The organism is Vibrio sp. YQ_11, from assembly GCF_043103065.1.
Lineage (GTDB): Bacteria > Pseudomonadota > Gammaproteobacteria > Enterobacterales > Vibrionaceae > Vibrio > Vibrio parahaemolyticus.
On sequence record NZ_JBICJM010000043.1, the window covers coordinates 46,775 to 62,974 of the forward strand.

A 16,200-nucleotide genomic window follows, 5' to 3' on the forward strand; every position below is an offset into this window, starting at 1 on the left:
AGTCGTTCAGCAGGTTTTTAAACATCCTTCGCAGAAATCCGATTTGCAGCCGTAAGCTGCTTAAACGTCAACCGGAGGGAAAACTACGATATGACAGTTCGCCAAGATGGTGATTCATGGACAATTTGGGGATTGGGCGTTGAGCGTGACGGAAAGTTATTGGGTCGCACAAAAAGCGGTGTCGATTACAGTATTAGCAATGATTTAGTGTCTTTTTTCTTCGGTAGGAATAAACACAATGCACAAACCTAGTGAAGTAAAAATTATTACTTTTGTAGACATTCAAGAACCACTAGTTTCTCACTGGATTGCGCAAACTGGTACTTCGTCCAACGGTGTAACAGTTAGGCTCACGGAAGCAGAAGCCGATTTACTGGCAGAAGCTCTAAATACAACTGTTAAACAAATCTAACGGGGAAGTTGGCAGTGAATGTACCACTGCCATTTTAGTATGATGTTTTGTTGCTCAGTATGAATCTTTATTACTTAGTATGAACTTTATTCTACTCACACAGCGATGCTATTAAACTTTGGCGCTACCCTGGGCGTAGGACTTCTTGCTCTCTTAGGGGCAGTTACTCTGTGTTTAGGCTTTGGGTGGATATTAAACTTGCTATTTCTGGACTATCTAATACAAAAAGGTGCCGTGGAAAACAGTAGTGAATTCTGGTCCTTAATCAGAACGTTCTATTTAATTTTGATTATGCCACCACTTTACCTCTACTTGTTTAGAATGCTGCCTCATGCAATGCAAGATAACTTGAAAGAGAATGCTAAGAGTACCGCGATAGCTTTCATTCATGTGGGAGATTGGCTGGGTAAAGGAGTTCTTTTCGCTATAGGCTTCTACCTTGTTGCTCAGCAGTTTAATTTTGCCCTCTAGCGCAGATAAGTAAATCTCGTTGCTCACATCAATTCCAAGAACACTTGGTTTAGATCGAGCAGCGACATTTCCAAACTTTTCAAATTCACTCGATGTATCGCTTTGATACATGATGTCGGGATTATCTCACGCGGTGACGCCCAAATCTTGCGTTCGCTGAAAGCATATTCTGGATTAAGCATCGGGTATCCAGTCCAGAACACATCATTATCCCAATCCTCTTCTTCAAGAAGCAATTCGAACTCAATGACATAGTGATGATGAGTATCTAGCACGCAGCGTTGCTTGTGGTCGCTTGCTGTTTCAAAATCTGTAGCTAACAAATACCAGTTTGGGTCATAGCTGTGAGGATTGATCAAACCCGATCTAATTATGGATTTTAAGTTGGTAAGCGATGTGCCGTGGTAGTATCGACGGGTAATCATACTAGCCTCCAATTTCTTAACGCCACATTCCGGCATTGGTTTCTAATTGACTTCGCACCACTAGCTGCGTCAGATGCTGGTGGCGCGATGTGATATACAACCAAGTAGAACTAGTCTATTCCTAGAACTTCATCTATCACACTTATTAACTTACCGCCTTCTAATGAATTATTGATAGTTAGCACCTTTTCGCGCTTGTACTCATTCGCTGTTTTGATAATAAACTCTCTTGCTTGCCAGAGGGCGGTCTTGAGTTGTTCTTCACTGCTAGTTGGGTATAACGGGACCGCATCAAGGATGAAATCACTTGGGTCCAAAGGTTTTGCTGGCGTAGAGGATTCAAACGAAAAATAGCTCTCGCCATCAGAGTACACTATGATTTCAGGGGAGCCAGAGGCTCCCAATAGCGATGCTTTGTAGTAACCTTTCGCTGCGACTTGATTAGCCATTGATAACCCCCTGTTCAAATAAGATAGTGTTGATTCTATGCTGAATACGCGAAGCCGAGATGAACTGTCGTTTAGCTAGGAGCTGGTTTAACGTATCTTCGAGTAGTTCCATTGTTGGCTGTTCAGGCTCGTTTACCAATTCGCCAATGATGCTAAACTCAAAACCGTTGATTTTCTGTGGCATTGCCTTTTCCTTTAAGCGTCTAGTTTATAGCTAAATGTTAGCCATGAAACCAAATGAAAACAGCAGATTAAGAGGTGATAAGAACTTTGTTCTCTCTCTTCGTTTAGGTAAGTGATGAATTAGATAGCCATCATGTCATCAAGTATTTTTAGAGCCGAACTTAGCTTATCTTGGGTAGTGGACCCTTCAAGTTCCGGAAACATATCTGACAAAATACGACTTTCGTCAATTACGTATAACCATGCGCTATTTGCTGCAATACCTTCAGGACTGTCTTCAATGACACCAGTTTCTATTAGCCAGTTATCAAAGGTTTTCTCGTTTAGAATGACGGCAATGTCTTCCTTAGCGCCACCAGTATAAGCACAAGTAAAAATAGCCTTAACCGTGACTACAGAATCATTAAAGGCTGATGCCGCGAGCTTTGACTCAGAGCTGAATGGTTCAAACCCTTGCTGAGCTTCCCAAGTTTTGTAAGGTGTTAAATGAATGGATGTCATACTACTTTCCTCGATAAAAACATCATGAGGCAATGTTAGGTGATTAAATTGGCTGACACTTAAAAGCATCAGCCGTTAAGAGAAAACTGTAAGGATAGATTGTTATCGAATACGGGGTGGCAGTCGTTCTAGCTCTGAGGTGGTTGGGTATGAACTGCAATGCTTAATTAGGTCATGAACAGTTAGTTCTTTACTAAAGTATTTAATTTGCCAAGACATATACGGAAGAGAGCGGTTATCAACAATGCACTGATTAACCCCCAACCAATTGTGTAGTTGCTCCAAGGTATGGAACTGCATAGCCGTGTTGAACCCGAGTGATGGGTGTAGTGTTATTCCCTTGAAGTGTTGCCTTAGCCCTTGCGGGATTTGCTCGATCAGGCTTCGTAAAGGAGTTGCAGGGCTTGGCTTTACTGATGGAAGCTGTCCGGTCGTTTGATAGCGCATTAGCTTCTTAGGCTCTCTCATCATTGCTTGAATCGCTCGATTTCCCATGATTATCTCCATATCAAAAATAGTTAGGCAGCAATTTTTAAGTCATTGGTGAAAATGTCTTTTTCCAACTGGCGAACATTCTCAACAGGATAAAACTGTCCGTTGAAAACAAACCCATAGCTTCTACCAACGCTTGCCACATCACGGTACATTGACGCAAGCTCAACCACCTCATCAAATGGAATGAACCATGCCGATGTGCGGTTTGATGGCACATACAAGCAACCTTGTGCTTGTGCTTCTTCGAAGCTATGTAACTCAACATTGAAGTAAACAAATTGAATTGAACGTTTCATTTCATCACCTATGAGTAATTGCTGGTGGACATAGTTAATGATATGCGTGAAATCGGAGATGAATGGGGGTGAATCGAGCGATAAGACAAAAGGTGTAAGTCTGGTGACTATTTAGTTTTAGTAAGGGAGGCGCAACCTCCCGAACACTTACTTAACGTTTAATTAAGCACCAAGTGAGGCTGCTACAATTGTTGTTCGAGCAAGCTCCTTTAAATCAAGAGTGTCAGTGTTGATGTTGTATAAAGGAAGTTCTTCTTTCAACTTACGCTCAAGTTCCGAGGTAAACATAAAGCCAGTACCAGCTCGATTTCGCTTGAAAATCTTAAGGGCAATTTGTTTAGTATCCATTTACCGTTCTCCTTGTCTGGAAATTGCGTGCTTTTGTTCTATGACCCGTTTCATTCGCTTTTGCTTATAGCCAATAAAGACCACGAAAGATGTATATAAGAAATTTATTGAAAAGGTTGCTAGGTGGAATGGCTCAAACTTGAAAAATACCATTAACGCAAAATGAGTGAAGAACATTAGCGATATGATGTGTGCCAAAGCCGAGTACCAAACACCTACGAATTCTGTTACATCTGGCAATTTTAAATAGTTCATCCTTAGTCCTAAATCTTGTGACCTCAAAACGATTCTCCCCAATCAAGTCCATGAAAGGTTGTTGGAATGTGGCAATAAGAAATTTGTGGGAAGAACTCTTCCCACACTTGACGATGGTTAGTAACTGACTTCATCGGTATTGGAATCGAAGATTTTTACCGCGTAATATTGCGAAAGGTGCTGATCTTTGATTGACACTGCAGTTAGAAATCGACTTTCACCGCCGATAAATAAACCTTTTTTACTCGCCACGTCTTCATGGGTTTCATAGCCCATTACTAAAAAGCGTTCGGTGTCATCAACAATGCTAAACACCTCACAAGAGCTTTCGGGATGGTTTCGGATGTATTCATTGTCACGATGTACGATTCTTTGGAACTGTTGCAACGCCCGGATGTCATTTTCTTCTAAAAACAATGAGTCTCCCTGGTATCGTACTTTCATGGGATGCTCTTTGATCAACTGAATACCCACGCCGTTGACTAAAAAACGGTCTTTCTTGGTTATTTGGTGCACGTTTTTGTTTTTACCCAATATCAAAGTAAGGATAGGGGGGTGCTCTGAGTTAATAAGATGCGGATTGGGTTTGTTCTCTTCCATATACAGTTGAGTGTTGACCAATGAGCGTTCAACATCTCCAATAAGATAACCTGAAATTCCTGACTTACCTTGCCATAGCGCCTGATGCTTCTCACCATCACTAGTGATGAAGGTAAACCTTTCCCCCTTTTGTATGGATGAAGGGATGGTAGCGATTGAAATTGACCCCATACCCTCAATCTCAAATACATGATTTGAATCAGCGCGACTAACTAACTGGACGTTCATTTCTCTCTCCTTAATAACAATGAGCTAACTGAGTTCAAGTATCTGGGATACCGGTATTTCAATTGGGTATAAAACAGGAGCTAAGACAAAATTAGGCATTTTATACACACTAACTGGTGATTGTATTTGCATATTGAGCAATAAATATGCACTTTTAAAAGTGTTTGCCCCGTAAATTTTTTAATAAAGTGAATACTATCTCATTTTGCTGAATGATTACCAAGTGTACTCTATATGTATTGTAATTTATGGATGATAATTGAGTTAAATATAGTGAGATATTTGAAAGCGATATGGTGATGCGATGTGTGTAAAAAAATCTACGAATACAAACTTAGGTAGTGATAAGAATGACCACCAGCCTAATTTAACTCGATTTATTCAGGCTCAAACTCTTTCAGAAGCTTGTTCAGCGTTGATTTCCGATGGTATGAAGGGGACGCATTTCTTAAGCCCGATAAATGCCATACTTCCTATGTTGCAGAGTATGTTGAAGCTAAGCACTAATGAACACACTCCTACAGTACTTCATGGTCATTCATTTAATCTCAAGCGAATATGTGTAGCCTTTAAATTGGAATCACCATATCTACAACTTCACCTCGTAAAACTGTACGTAGAATGCTTCTTTCCACACCTGGCTAAGCATTTACTATCTAATGAATGCAAAGAGGGGCTATCACTATCTGATATGCGAAGTAAATGCCCATTCAAACAATACCTTCAACAGCTAGTCGTCCAGTCAAACCTGAGCGACGTTGAGCTTGAGAATATCTCATATGATTTATTAGGTGATTCTACAAAGCTAGGTAGGGTAAAGCATTGCCCGGAACCCCTATACTTCCCATCAACACATCTACACAAACTAGCTTTGTCGTTAGGCGCGGATTTGAATCGATTTCTAGCACTTTGGATAAGAGAGTGTGCTCCGGAGGTTTGGATTATTCTATTTGGTATAGATGTAGATCAGGCAAATAAAGATCTCATTCAACTCATCGACCACGTAGGGTCAAACAAGAAAGTGGCTTAAGCTGGGGGCGTTGCCCCCAAAACCGCGAGCTATCAGAACTTATAGGTCATGTTTGCTGATACGCCAGCTTGATTCTCACCTGCATATTGAGCTGCCACATCAAAAAGCCCTTTATCAAAAACATTAAGACCAATACCTGCAGATATAGAGTCATCAAGATTGCTCTTAAGGTCTGATTCATATCCAAAGCGAATTTGAGCGATGCTCCACGCATCAAACTCAACTCCGGCTCTGATCATTTGAGTATCGTCAGACTCGATATTAAATCGTTCTAACTTCGTAACATCGGCATCTAAGGCGACAGAGTAAGAATCTCTAATATACGCAGCGCCAAGCGTTACTTCGGGAGATATCGAATAAGTAAATATTCTATCAATGGTGTCAATGCTGTAGGGGATTAGGTTTTTAGCGGCGACGCCAAAGCGCCACTTGTTGCCTAGCATCCATGTGGCACCTACATCGATGTTAAAACGAGCATCTTTTTTCTCAGAGTCTTCATAGTTATCTAAATCAAAATCACCTAACTCTTTTGAGATTGAATAAGTTCGTAACTCTTGATACTTAGGACTAATGCCAATGGTGACACTGTGACCTTTTAATTTCAGCTCCCTAGCAAAAGATACACCTACATCAAGTATGCCTGATCCAGCTAAGACCATTGTCGAGTGGTTATAGCGGTCTAATGGATTTGAACCTGTCGCAATTTCTGCAGACGAAATGAGATCAAGCTGTACTGACCCAAAAATGCTGGTGGCAATGCGATCATTTGGAATAACGGCAGAGACACCTACGGTAGAGTTTACATTTACAGCTTGATTATCACTAAGGTCGTCAAGTAACTCATCTAATTCAAACAACGTTTTGTAAGACGGAGTATTAACAAGATGCTCATATTTAGCCCTGATTTCATCGACAACGTCTAGAGTACGATCACTATCGCTTGCTGTTACACCTAACGCTGGGAGCATTAGCCCAAATCTTTTGTGTGAGGCGTTCACAGCTATCATTGCAGGATTAATAAACGGACCTGTTAACGCATCACTAGTTGTTACGCCAGTCCCACCCATACCCATGCTACGGGCATCTACAGAGTAGTTCGTCGCATGAATTGAAGTGGATGCCAATAGGAATGCCAACGGTAGGCTATTACTTAAATGTGTCTTCATATGACCAATATTCCTCTTGTTGAATATTGGCTATTACAGCATAAGGTGTATACATTAAAATCAATTAATAGAGAATTGTGATTTGTTTGAGTTGTTCGTTTGGTGGCTTGTGTAATGGATAAAAAAGTAAGAACTTAATTATGTGAACTTGATTCATTTAAAAGTTGATATTAAGAGAAGGAACAAAGTCCCTTCATTGTAATGTTTAACTTAATACGACTCCGCATGTGCACCATTCACTTCGAACCGCTGAACATTTTCTGCAACCTGGGTCTTCAGGTTTTTCTTTAATAGCGGCATCTATTGCAATATCGATAGATTCTGGTGACGAGAAATCGCATTGATTAAAGAATGACAGCATTTGCTCGGTTGTATTCAATTTTTCGAACCTTTCGATTGGTACGTACAAATCAAGCCAATATTGGTTAATTGAACCTCTCTCTTCGTTTGAGTAAACGTCTTTATTCAAGTCGACACCAAACGCTAAAGCCATTTGTGAAAATGATTTTTCAGTTTTGTCTAAGTTTTGGTGTAATTCGTCTTGTCGATGTCCTTGGAAGTCATGATCGTCATCGGATAGGTTAATGAAGCGCTTAGAGTCCTTAAGGACAAGTCGGAGGTAACGCATCCAAGTGCCATCAAATAAGCGAACACCACTGCCGGAGCAAAGTAAACGCCTTTCTCTTTCTGTTAGGGCTTGGAACTGGTTGTCACATATTGAGTGAGGAAGACCTAGTTCATCAAGTAAGTCCGGAGTGATGAGGTCACAATGCTCACCGTTGGCGTCAAATAAAGAGTAAGTTATGGATGGGTCTAGTTGTTGGTTTATTGTCATTGAATTATCTCCGGTAGGTATGGACGACAATTGAATGATAAAGGGCTGCATTCTGCCTTATTTGACTAAACCTCTAAATAAGACAAAAAGCAACCTAACTACCAAGAACTACGAATGTGAATTGATATTGGTAAGTTGAATACCTAAAGGTACATCTTTGTTTAGGCAGTTTTCGGTATTGAAATCTCTAACGAGCTTTGGAGAAATGTAAGTGTTTGCCTTAAAGATGGTTTTCTTTTCTTCAGTGACAAATTCACCCAGCAGCATTCCTTCGTTAGCTAATGCAATTGCGTTATGGTGAGGCATCAGCAATTCTAAAGGCTTGGTATGGTGAAGCAATATGTTCAACCAACAACAACAGATTGAGCTGATGAACTTCTCAATGCTTTGGTATATATGACCGTTCTGTTGCCTTGTTAACCAACGTTCAAGTACATGACTTGAGGATATGTGGATCTTGAAGCTGCTACCAAGATCAACTAGCCCGTATTTACCCTTCTTGTAAGCCACACCAAGTAACTCAACAACAACATATTCTTCACCATGTGTGTCTTCGCTTATCCTTAACGAAGCAACAACACCGAGAGGTCGAACCCTAAATTTTGGAGAAAGCATTGGTAACAGATAATGCCGATAGCCTAATTCCTTCATTAGCTTTTTAAAGTGTCGATCATATCGTTTTGGTGGCACTGCTCCTTGAACCAGATCGTTGATTAACGCATTTGCTTTATTATCTCGATGAATGTTGGGGCTGCGACTAGTATGCTCAACGACATTGCGAGTGAAGCGCTGTACCAATCCTCTGGCTAAACTGTCATCAACATACTCCAAAGCACTTAACTTTTTTAATTCTGTATAGGACATAATTTGCTCTTATAGCTTGCTGGTGGACAGGCGAGCTATACGCTCGCCTGTTGCTGGTGGCTATTGACTGAAACGCCAACCGGTTTTTTCAAAGAGGCTGTCGCTAACATTATGTGGAGCATTGCCTTTTGCAAACATTCTTGCCGCGCTATTGGCAGGGAAGGAATCAATATAGGCATTAATCAATGATTCTCGAATGGCGCGTGCTTCAAAGTAGCTTTTGGCAAGACTAGAACTGCCAGCACATGAAAGCTGCACCATTAAGCCGTGTCGCTCATTAACTTTATCGTTGAAAATGTCACTTAAGCTTGTTGTTTCAAAGATTCCCAACCACTTAATTGCCGTTTCTTTGTTGTTGGTAGATAAAAGCTCAACATCACCCAAACTCAGTGTGTGAAACTCACCACCGATAAATTCGTAAGGTTGAGATGTGAATTTAAGTTCTGTACTAACCGACATGATGTTTCCTTAATAATGATGTGTCTGGACAAATTCATCATGCCAAATCAGTTGAGTTCGGTTGGGTATAAAACAGTGAATAAGAGAAAAGTAAATTATGAGAGTGGTGGGGAGCAAAGCGTGCAATTGCTATTCCTCCCATCCCAAAGGCATCATCAAGGAAGAAGTTTATTTCGGATTAACTTCGATTCTACTTTTGTTGAATTACGTGGAAACCCCATGAATGCTTCGCAGTACGGAGGGTTTATCGCACCTTCGTCAAAACCTAGCTCCTTCATAAAAAAACCGACCAATCCACCAAGTGAACCAGGTCTGTTCAATCTTGAACTGGTAGAGAAGTTATTTTTATGGTCGTTTCTTATAAGGCTAGCCATCATGCTGAGGTGCTTAAACTGATTTAATGGTGGATTTAGGTTTAAATCTCGCTCACCGTAGAAAACCTGATCCTTGTATGCATATCCTCTTGATGGGAATTTTTTAAAGCCGCTTTTTTTATGGACTTCTAATTCGTCTAAACTGCAAGGAATATTTCGGGTGTTAACCGTATCACTATGAAGTGATGGTTCGGCGTATAGGTCAGCGATTGATTGCAAAATGGCTTTTGCTTGGTCGACGTTAATCGAGTTCCCAAGAGCAGCAACACGATGTCTTCGGAAGTTGCCTTTCGTTTCTAATGTGCAAATTTGGTCAATTAGATCCGGCGTGTGATGTTCCATCAAAGGGAACACATCCCCTGGCTGTTTGGTAGCAAACTTTTGAGCTACGACATCCAAAACGTTGGTTGGGGTATGAAACAATGGTGACGAAATATTATATCCGATAACGAAGCAACGGTGACGATAGTACGGATATCCGAACGCAGTACAGCTTGCCACGTCCCATTCAACTTTATAGCCAAGGTCAGTTAATTGTTGAACCGCAAGCTCAAGACCGCCAAAGGTAAAGTTGCTTGAGTTTTCAAGGATAACTAATTCAGGCATTAATAATTCAACTTTTTCCATTAACACATGAAATAAGTCACTTTTAGGTCCATTGATGCCTCTGCTTTCACTAGTGTTAGCGGAAGACAATGACTGACAAGGAAATCCGGAAATTAATGCCCTAGGAAATTCAACTACACCTTCTAACAGGTCATTCATTGTTATTGAACTAATGTCATTATTTAGCTCGCAAGCAGGGATATCTTCATTCTGACAGATTTCACTATATGGGTGATCATTTTCATGCAGTGCGAGGTACTTAACATCGCCTATAATATTGATGCCTTGTTCATCTAGATAAGTGTTACAGAAGTCATCAACCTCTGATGCACCGATGCAGTGAAAGTCCATATTTTCAATTGATTGGCTTGCAACATGGAATGATGAAATTCCAGCGCAGATTTCAAGAAAGGGGAAAGACTGATTGAAACTCATAATACACCTAAACAATGAATTAAATTATGCATTCAGTTTGCCAGATGGAATACAGCTAATGATGGGTAAAACAGTCGATAAGGAATGAGGAAGGTTAAAAACAATCCGAAGCGTTTAACTTCGGATTGTATGGTTTAGCCGAGTATTGTATAGCCTTTTAACTTCGCGTGGTGATTATTTACTGTATAGCCTTTGACGGCATCTAAAGGTAAGGGGCGACTGTAGCGCTCTCTCAACACCCTCCTGATATAGATTAAGGCTCTACGGCGCTTGATGTTGAGTTTCTTGATGTGCGCGTAAGGGCTGCTTGTACTATTTCGTAGTTGAGACAATAGAAGACAGTACATCCCATCCAAAGAATCCAGTGAAATAAACTTACCTGGTCCTAATGTAGAGTCGTATTTGCACTCAAAACAAACATGAAGAACGCCATTTATTTCTTGATATTTCATTTCAACATCTCCATACCATTGTCTGTTAAACGGTACTTTAGGACACTGCCAACTAAACGCGAATAGGGTGCCTCTCGAACCTCATATGACTCTGTTTGAACTAAACCAGCAGAGACGAGTCCAGAAAGAATATGAATTACATGATGCGGTCTGTCATGCTTAACCGCTGAATCTACTTTCTTAAGCTCAGCAAGTGCATTTAGAGAAAATTCTTTGACTTGCATAAAGTTTAAAGGGACGTGCTTTAATACAGACATGTAAAGGTCAGCACTCAAGTCAGAGAAAATTTCATTCCAAACTTTTGGGTCAATAACATGGTTTTGGCTTTGGACTGGGTCTGTGTGATAAATGGTCATTTTTACCTCGGATTGTTATCAGTTTTTCGATAGGTAGTTATTACAAGAGCAAGTTTCACTATGTGCGTTACAGTAGTTGCATAAGTAGTAACCAAGGTCGGTTTGGCTTAACTTGCTTGCATCATTCGTATGCGAGGTTTGTTTGGTTGATTCTTCAGTAACATTTATTTCGTTAGATACTTTCATTACGAGCACCAAGGTATTTAAAAGATGTGGTAATTATGATGCCATTTAAGCGGTTGATTGATTCTAAAAGGGTCGATAAGAACGAATAGAGAAACCACCAATCACAAACTTTGTAGCTGGTGGCTGGTGGTTAAAGAGATGCTAGTTAATTGAGTTCAGAAGGGTACTTAATAACAATCTTTTGATTTCGCTGTTTTCTTAAAGCAGAAAGCTGAGACTGAAGAGTCTCAATACTAGACTTAGTGAGGCTGATCTTTTTCTCGTAATAATCAACCAATTCCTGATACATCTGATCATCCAGCACATTATTGTCCAGCGACTTCAGTTCAAACTGATACTCCTGTAATGAGAGCTTGGTATCTTCTAGAGCATAGATTTGAGCAATTATCTCAATATGAGAGCGTTGAAGTAGATGTTTCTTTACAGCCACTTTCGCTTGCTTCTCGCTAGGATAGACTTCTACTTTACCAAGTGATGTGTATTTATCATCAATCAATGGCTCATAAATGCTTTCATCCATTGCGCTAGGATAGTGATCTGCAATACCCAACATGATGTTTTCTAAGTCATGTGCTAATACTGCCAAATAGCTAACTCCAAAGTGAACGCCCATACTATTTTCCTTACATTTAAATTGGTGTTTTAACGAGTAGATTTTGTCTAAATAGAACAAGTAAGTGCATATAAAATGAATCATTAAGACATTTGCGCTATGTGGGGGAGACGTGACAAGTAGAAGCATGTGCTGGTGGATGGCTGTATATGAAATTGATAATAAAAAACCAGCACTAAGGCTGGCTTAATTTAGCTAAGAAGATAGGCTTCAACTGTTAGTTCACTGTTGTCTGTAATAGAACGATAGGGAACAACGTGTGAGTCCACCCCAAAGATTTGCATTATAGTACGCCGGGTTTCCTGTCGGATGTTATCAAATGTTGTTTGTGTTCTAGTAGTACGCTTAATGACAATACGTCCATTTCGTTCTGTAATTTTAACCGTGTCACTTGATGAAGCTAAATCTACTAAGAGTTCATTTGCTCTTGCTCTGTAATAGCTTAAGGAAGGGGGCGAACAGGTCATGAACTTGTTACCTTTGATTTGTAAGTTATATTGGATGCCACTGTAGGGCATCCAATAAGGAAAGTTGACTACTTAATTAAAGACAGTGGGTGCTGGTTGAATTTTTGAAGAGTAAGAGCTAACTCGGCAGGAACCTCGTAAGCTGATGCTGAATAAACCATGTAATCATCCCACCACTCAGTACCTCGATCGTATTCCTCTCTAGTTAGGGCTGTATTGTGTGTTTCACCACACAACGCATCGTATTCAGCATCACCTTTACTTGCCGCTTCTCGAAAAGTCTCAACTGATTTCTCATACTCGCCCAAGCGAATGTTTACAGATACGAAGTAAATTTTATTTAATGATGATGTGGTCATAATAAGTTTCCGTTTGGTTCTGGTGAATTTGATTAGAGCGCTTAACTATTAGAAGTAAGCGCCATATAGGGCTATTCGCAAGGGATAATTGCTTGCGCGACTAATCGAGATTTCCCCTTTAAACGCTGATAACTACAAGTGCTATAAGCTTTACGCCCGATGCAGCTTGTTACTGACTCTGCTAGCAACTTACTTACTGTAGTAGGGCTATTAGTGCTGGAATCAATCTCTTGTGTGATAACAATGTTTCCATTGCTCTGAGACACGTTAACCTGCTGGTGGATGTTTAGTAGCTGATTAACAGTTTTAACGGTCATTTTAGGTTTCATTGATAACTCCCTCACAATGGAAAATGATTTCTTGTTGGAAGTAATTATCAGGCTCGTCGACTTTGATTTTCTGACTACATCAGTCGATAAGACCAAAGTATGTTTAACGTCAACTAAGACGGATTAGTAGCTTGTTTATAAACTGCTGCAATTAACAGTTCACTCTCTTTTCTAAGCTCTACCATTTTAGATGCTGGTAAAACAGTAGATAGGTGTTGCGTCATTGCCTCTACTGGTGGAACGCATCGTTGCATACATATGTTGTTATTCATTTCTCTACAATTTACGCAAGGCATGGTTATCTCCGCTTGTTACTTATGTGGTAAGTATGAGCCTAGAGAGGATGTTTAAAGTGGATAAATGAGTAGATAAGAAAGAAGTTCATGTGCGAGGTTAATACGGTCGATTATGAATAAGGAAAGTATTTTTGGAAATGCTGCGTGCTTCAGTCAAAAGGAAACTAAGAAAGAGGTGCTAAACACCTCTTTCAAGAACGCGTTATAGGTAGAGGCGATTGTTGAATGCCTGGTAGAGCTTAAATGTGATCTGATGTACTTGCTCAAAACTGAGCATACGGTACGTAAGTGTCATATAGGAAGAATACTTACCGGTGTAGTTGTCTCGGCGCAAAATTTCAATTTGAAGAGATGTGTTACCCAGGTAGGCACTGGCAACTAAAAATTTACAATGTGGGCTTGGTAGAGTTCCATCTATTTGCTCATCAGGTGAAAGAATAGAGTTTGCGTTTGAGTATTTTTCTTCGGTAGCATCCCAAGCGTTTGTAGTCAGGTTATCGTTAGTAACAACCTCGATTGAACTAAGAAAGCAAACAACTTCGCGAACAACTTCTGAATTGTTAAGGATGCATCCTTCGCTATCTAATGTTCGGATTGTGTTTTTAGTATTTAAAGTCATGTCTGTTCCTATCTGCTGGTGGATGTAATCAAAATAACATTCGGCGGGTAATTTTCTGGTGGAACATGTCTCAATAGGACAAAAGCCTTCAAACCGAAGGCTTGAGGTGAATTATTTTAAACTGAACGCCAAAAGGCTTTGTAAATCTCAATACCTATTTGTCCAACTAAATCGATATCGCCAGTGATGTACTTAATAGAGGCAAATCGGTGATTCTTATATTTACAATCTTGAACAAAAATTGTAATCCACTCACCTTCGCAGCAACCAAATTTTGTTAGTACAGTGAATTCTCCATCATGTAGATCACACAGGCTGTCATAGTTGAATTCAGTTCCAGTAGGGTTAATCTCAAAAAGGCTACAGAATTCTGCTAACGCAAGAGCATTGGTAGTTGAGTTGTTTTGCCCGGATGAAATTTCAATGCTACGAAGTACCGCTTCGATTTGATCATGAATCTCACCATTAGTAAGTGGTTTTAATTGCGATTTATTTAGAGAGTTCTGGTGGGTCGTTTGAATGCAGAGCGTGTTGTCAACTTTACAAATATGCATATCACTATCCTTCATTGAATTGAAGCGCCAGCTTAAACAAACAAAATGTGTCTTTGGTGCCTGAATCAATGGATAAGAACTTAAAACTGCATAAGTTTCATATTCGTGCTGGTGGTTGTGTAACTAAAAAAAATCTGCTTAAATTTTAAATGTAGGGACTAATTCGGCGTATTGAGAAGATTACACAACGATTACCCTGCCGAATAATGACACTATTTAATTGCTAAGTTACTGTTTTTATTTACTTTGATTTCGACCAGTTTTCAGAAAAATGGTTGTATCATTTTAGTTAGTGAACGCATGTACACAAAAGAGGTGGTACACCTCGAGAGATAAGTTAAACATGTCATGATACGCCATGAAAAGTTAGCAACTTTATGTTTTTATTGAATTTATTTTCAACTGATTATTGAAAAAAACGTCACGCCAACTTTTATCTTCCTATTCTTCCTACTCAACTCCACTCACTATAACTCATTGAATTTAAAGACATTATTCGCAACCATTATTTATAAAATAGTTGAATTTATATACACCTCAATCTAAGTCATTGTTTATTAAGGGCAATGATTTTAATAACTAATTCCCCCCAAAAAAACTCGCTTCACAAAAATTTATTTAGTGATTTAAATCACATTTCTTTCAATTAAATAATTAGATCTTTTGGTGCTGGTGGCGGTGATCTAGAAGATTGCAATCACCAATTTCTTAACGTCTGATTTATTTTTCCTAATTTTTGTATCACCTTGCACCTTCTTCTTCATGCCGCTCGATTAATTAGGTTTTTTGATGCTCTAGATTTGAGATATTGGTCATTTTAATGCTGAAAAAACGTCGCTCTATGAATGTCCATAATCTAAATATTCTTGTTTATTTTGAATAAATCTGAAATCTGTGATTAAGAGATTTATGAAGATTGCGATGTATGAAACGAGTGGAAAGTAGACCAGAAATGTAGGATTAACGACTTATTGAAGTTGATAGCTCAAGTGATGCGTTAATTTAAATAATTGTGGTAATAAGATTATAAAGCAGAAATTTCGGATAATGGGTTTAATTGTAATTAATGTGAAAGTAATTGTTATATAAAGGAATTATAAAAGCTATCGCCCAAAAATTGAGAAGTTGGTCACTTAAATCTGAAAAAACACCTAGTATTGCAAGTAAAACTTTTTCAGTAATTAGTCGTTTAGTTAAAGTGATCCTAACTTGCTTAAGGGCGATCCTTATTTCGCAACGTTTTTTTATATTTTGGTTAATCTTGAAAAGGTATATAACTGCTTCACTGGATCGCCTTTAGAAGTCTTTTGCAATACAGGCGCTTTTATTGATTCAAGTACAGAGAAACTGATGCCGACGGACCGTGTTGTTGTAAATATTCATATTAAAAGGGGAGGGGGGACCAGTAAGTGCCTTTTAAAGCTGGCAGAATATGACAACGAAGCAGTGTGTTTGTTAATCACTAATTACATTGAGCTGTTTAGTCTCTATTTTGTGAGGGGATTTCAACCGAATATTTGATAGAGAGGTATGGTTC

22 protein-coding genes are annotated in these 16,200 nt (G+C 39.4%); 2 read left to right on the forward strand and 20 right to left on the reverse strand.

Annotated elements, in window-relative coordinates; genetic code table 11:
* Positions 1-90: 90 nt before the first annotated feature.
* Both ACF8EG_RS16205 and ACF8EG_RS16210 read left to right on the forward strand, forming a co-directional pair.
* Positions 91-252 (forward strand): hypothetical protein, encoded by a 162-nt coding sequence (locus ACF8EG_RS16205; RefSeq protein ID WP_392419559.1) that lies wholly within the window; start codon positions 91-93, stop codon positions 250-252.
* On the forward strand, positions 239-412 hold the full coding sequence (locus ACF8EG_RS16210) for a hypothetical protein (protein ID WP_392419561.1): 174 nt from the start codon (positions 239-241) through the stop codon (positions 410-412). Before ACF8EG_RS16205 ends, ACF8EG_RS16210 begins: the two co-directional genes overlap by 14 nt.
* A gap of 494 nt (positions 413-906) precedes the next feature.
* Here ACF8EG_RS16210 and ACF8EG_RS16215 read toward each other — a convergent pair whose 3' ends face one another.
* The 20 genes from ACF8EG_RS16215 to ACF8EG_RS16310 form a co-directional block, all read right to left on the reverse strand.
* A complete protein-coding gene (locus ACF8EG_RS16215; RefSeq protein WP_258486660.1) occupies positions 907-1,308 on the reverse strand; it encodes a hypothetical protein in 402 nt (133 codons plus the stop codon).
* Positions 1,309-1,418: 110 nt separating this feature from the next.
* Positions 1,419-1,757, reverse strand: coding sequence for a hypothetical protein (locus ACF8EG_RS16220; protein ID WP_193286246.1), 339 nt, complete (start codon positions 1,755-1,757; stop codon positions 1,419-1,421).
* Positions 1,750-1,941: a hypothetical protein gene (locus ACF8EG_RS16225; protein ID WP_025767386.1), complete on the reverse strand. Its 192-nt coding sequence runs from the start codon at positions 1,939-1,941 to the stop codon at positions 1,750-1,752. The genes ACF8EG_RS16220 and ACF8EG_RS16225 overlap by 8 nt, the downstream gene beginning before the upstream one ends.
* 119 nt (positions 1,942-2,060) lie before the next feature.
* Positions 2,061-2,441 (reverse strand): hypothetical protein, encoded by a 381-nt coding sequence (locus ACF8EG_RS16230; RefSeq protein ID WP_025767387.1) that lies wholly within the window; start codon positions 2,439-2,441, stop codon positions 2,061-2,063.
* Between the two features lie 102 nt (positions 2,442-2,543).
* A complete protein-coding gene (locus tag ACF8EG_RS16235) occupies positions 2,544-2,936 on the reverse strand; it encodes a hypothetical protein (RefSeq protein ID WP_392419564.1) in 393 nt (130 codons plus the stop codon).
* A 23-nt stretch (positions 2,937-2,959) separates the two neighbouring features.
* Complete coding sequence (locus ACF8EG_RS16240) at positions 2,960-3,232, reverse strand: hypothetical protein (RefSeq protein ID WP_025767389.1); 273 nt, start codon at positions 3,230-3,232, stop codon at positions 2,960-2,962.
* Between the two features lie 162 nt (positions 3,233-3,394).
* Positions 3,395-3,580, reverse strand: a complete 186-nt coding sequence (locus ACF8EG_RS16245) for a hypothetical protein (protein ID WP_258486658.1) — start codon at positions 3,578-3,580, stop codon at positions 3,395-3,397.
* Positions 3,581-3,952: 372 nt separating this feature from the next.
* Positions 3,953-4,663, reverse strand: coding sequence for a hypothetical protein (locus ACF8EG_RS16250; protein WP_025767392.1), 711 nt, complete (start codon positions 4,661-4,663; stop codon positions 3,953-3,955).
* A 1,062-nt stretch (positions 4,664-5,725) separates the two neighbouring features.
* On the reverse strand, positions 5,726-6,859 hold the full coding sequence (gene traF / locus ACF8EG_RS16255; protein WP_180208817.1) for a conjugal transfer protein TraF: 1,134 nt from the start codon (positions 6,857-6,859) through the stop codon (positions 5,726-5,728).
* Positions 6,860-7,064: 205 nt separating this feature from the next.
* Positions 7,065-7,694 carry a hypothetical protein gene (locus ACF8EG_RS16260; protein WP_180208818.1) on the reverse strand — a complete coding sequence of 210 codons (630 nt, stop codon included), beginning with the start codon at positions 7,692-7,694 and terminating at the stop codon, positions 7,065-7,067.
* Positions 7,695-7,802: 108 nt separating this feature from the next.
* Positions 7,803-8,558, reverse strand: coding sequence for a hypothetical protein (locus tag ACF8EG_RS16265; protein WP_138937660.1), 756 nt, complete (start codon positions 8,556-8,558; stop codon positions 7,803-7,805).
* A gap of 60 nt (positions 8,559-8,618) precedes the next feature.
* Positions 8,619-9,017, reverse strand: a complete 399-nt coding sequence (locus ACF8EG_RS16270; protein WP_025767397.1) for a hypothetical protein — start codon at positions 9,015-9,017, stop codon at positions 8,619-8,621.
* A 155-nt stretch (positions 9,018-9,172) separates the two neighbouring features.
* Entirely contained in the window at positions 9,173-10,432 is a 1,260-nt protein-coding gene (locus ACF8EG_RS16275; RefSeq protein WP_283658475.1) for a DNA cytosine methyltransferase, read from the reverse strand.
* Between the two features lie 134 nt (positions 10,433-10,566).
* On the reverse strand, positions 10,567-10,884 hold the full coding sequence (locus ACF8EG_RS16280) for a hypothetical protein (protein ID WP_180208820.1): 318 nt from the start codon (positions 10,882-10,884) through the stop codon (positions 10,567-10,569).
* Positions 10,881-11,240, reverse strand: coding sequence for a hypothetical protein (locus ACF8EG_RS16285; protein ID WP_180208821.1), 360 nt, complete (start codon positions 11,238-11,240; stop codon positions 10,881-10,883). Before ACF8EG_RS16285 ends, ACF8EG_RS16280 begins: the two co-directional genes overlap by 4 nt.
* A gap of 331 nt (positions 11,241-11,571) precedes the next feature.
* Positions 11,572-12,012, reverse strand: coding sequence for a hypothetical protein (locus ACF8EG_RS16290; protein ID WP_283658476.1), 441 nt, complete (start codon positions 12,010-12,012; stop codon positions 11,572-11,574).
* A 562-nt stretch (positions 12,013-12,574) separates the two neighbouring features.
* Entirely contained in the window at positions 12,575-12,865 is a 291-nt protein-coding gene (locus tag ACF8EG_RS16295) for a hypothetical protein (RefSeq protein ID WP_180208823.1), read from the reverse strand.
* 71 nt (positions 12,866-12,936) lie between these two features.
* Positions 12,937-13,194, reverse strand: coding sequence for a hypothetical protein (locus ACF8EG_RS16300; protein WP_180208824.1), 258 nt, complete (start codon positions 13,192-13,194; stop codon positions 12,937-12,939).
* Between the two features lie 498 nt (positions 13,195-13,692).
* A complete protein-coding gene (locus ACF8EG_RS16305) occupies positions 13,693-14,109 on the reverse strand; it encodes a hypothetical protein (RefSeq protein ID WP_180208825.1) in 417 nt (138 codons plus the stop codon).
* Positions 14,110-14,225: 116 nt separating this feature from the next.
* Positions 14,226-14,663, reverse strand: a complete 438-nt coding sequence (locus ACF8EG_RS16310; protein ID WP_193286237.1) for a hypothetical protein — start codon at positions 14,661-14,663, stop codon at positions 14,226-14,228.
* Between the last annotated feature and the right edge of the window lie 1,537 nt (positions 14,664-16,200).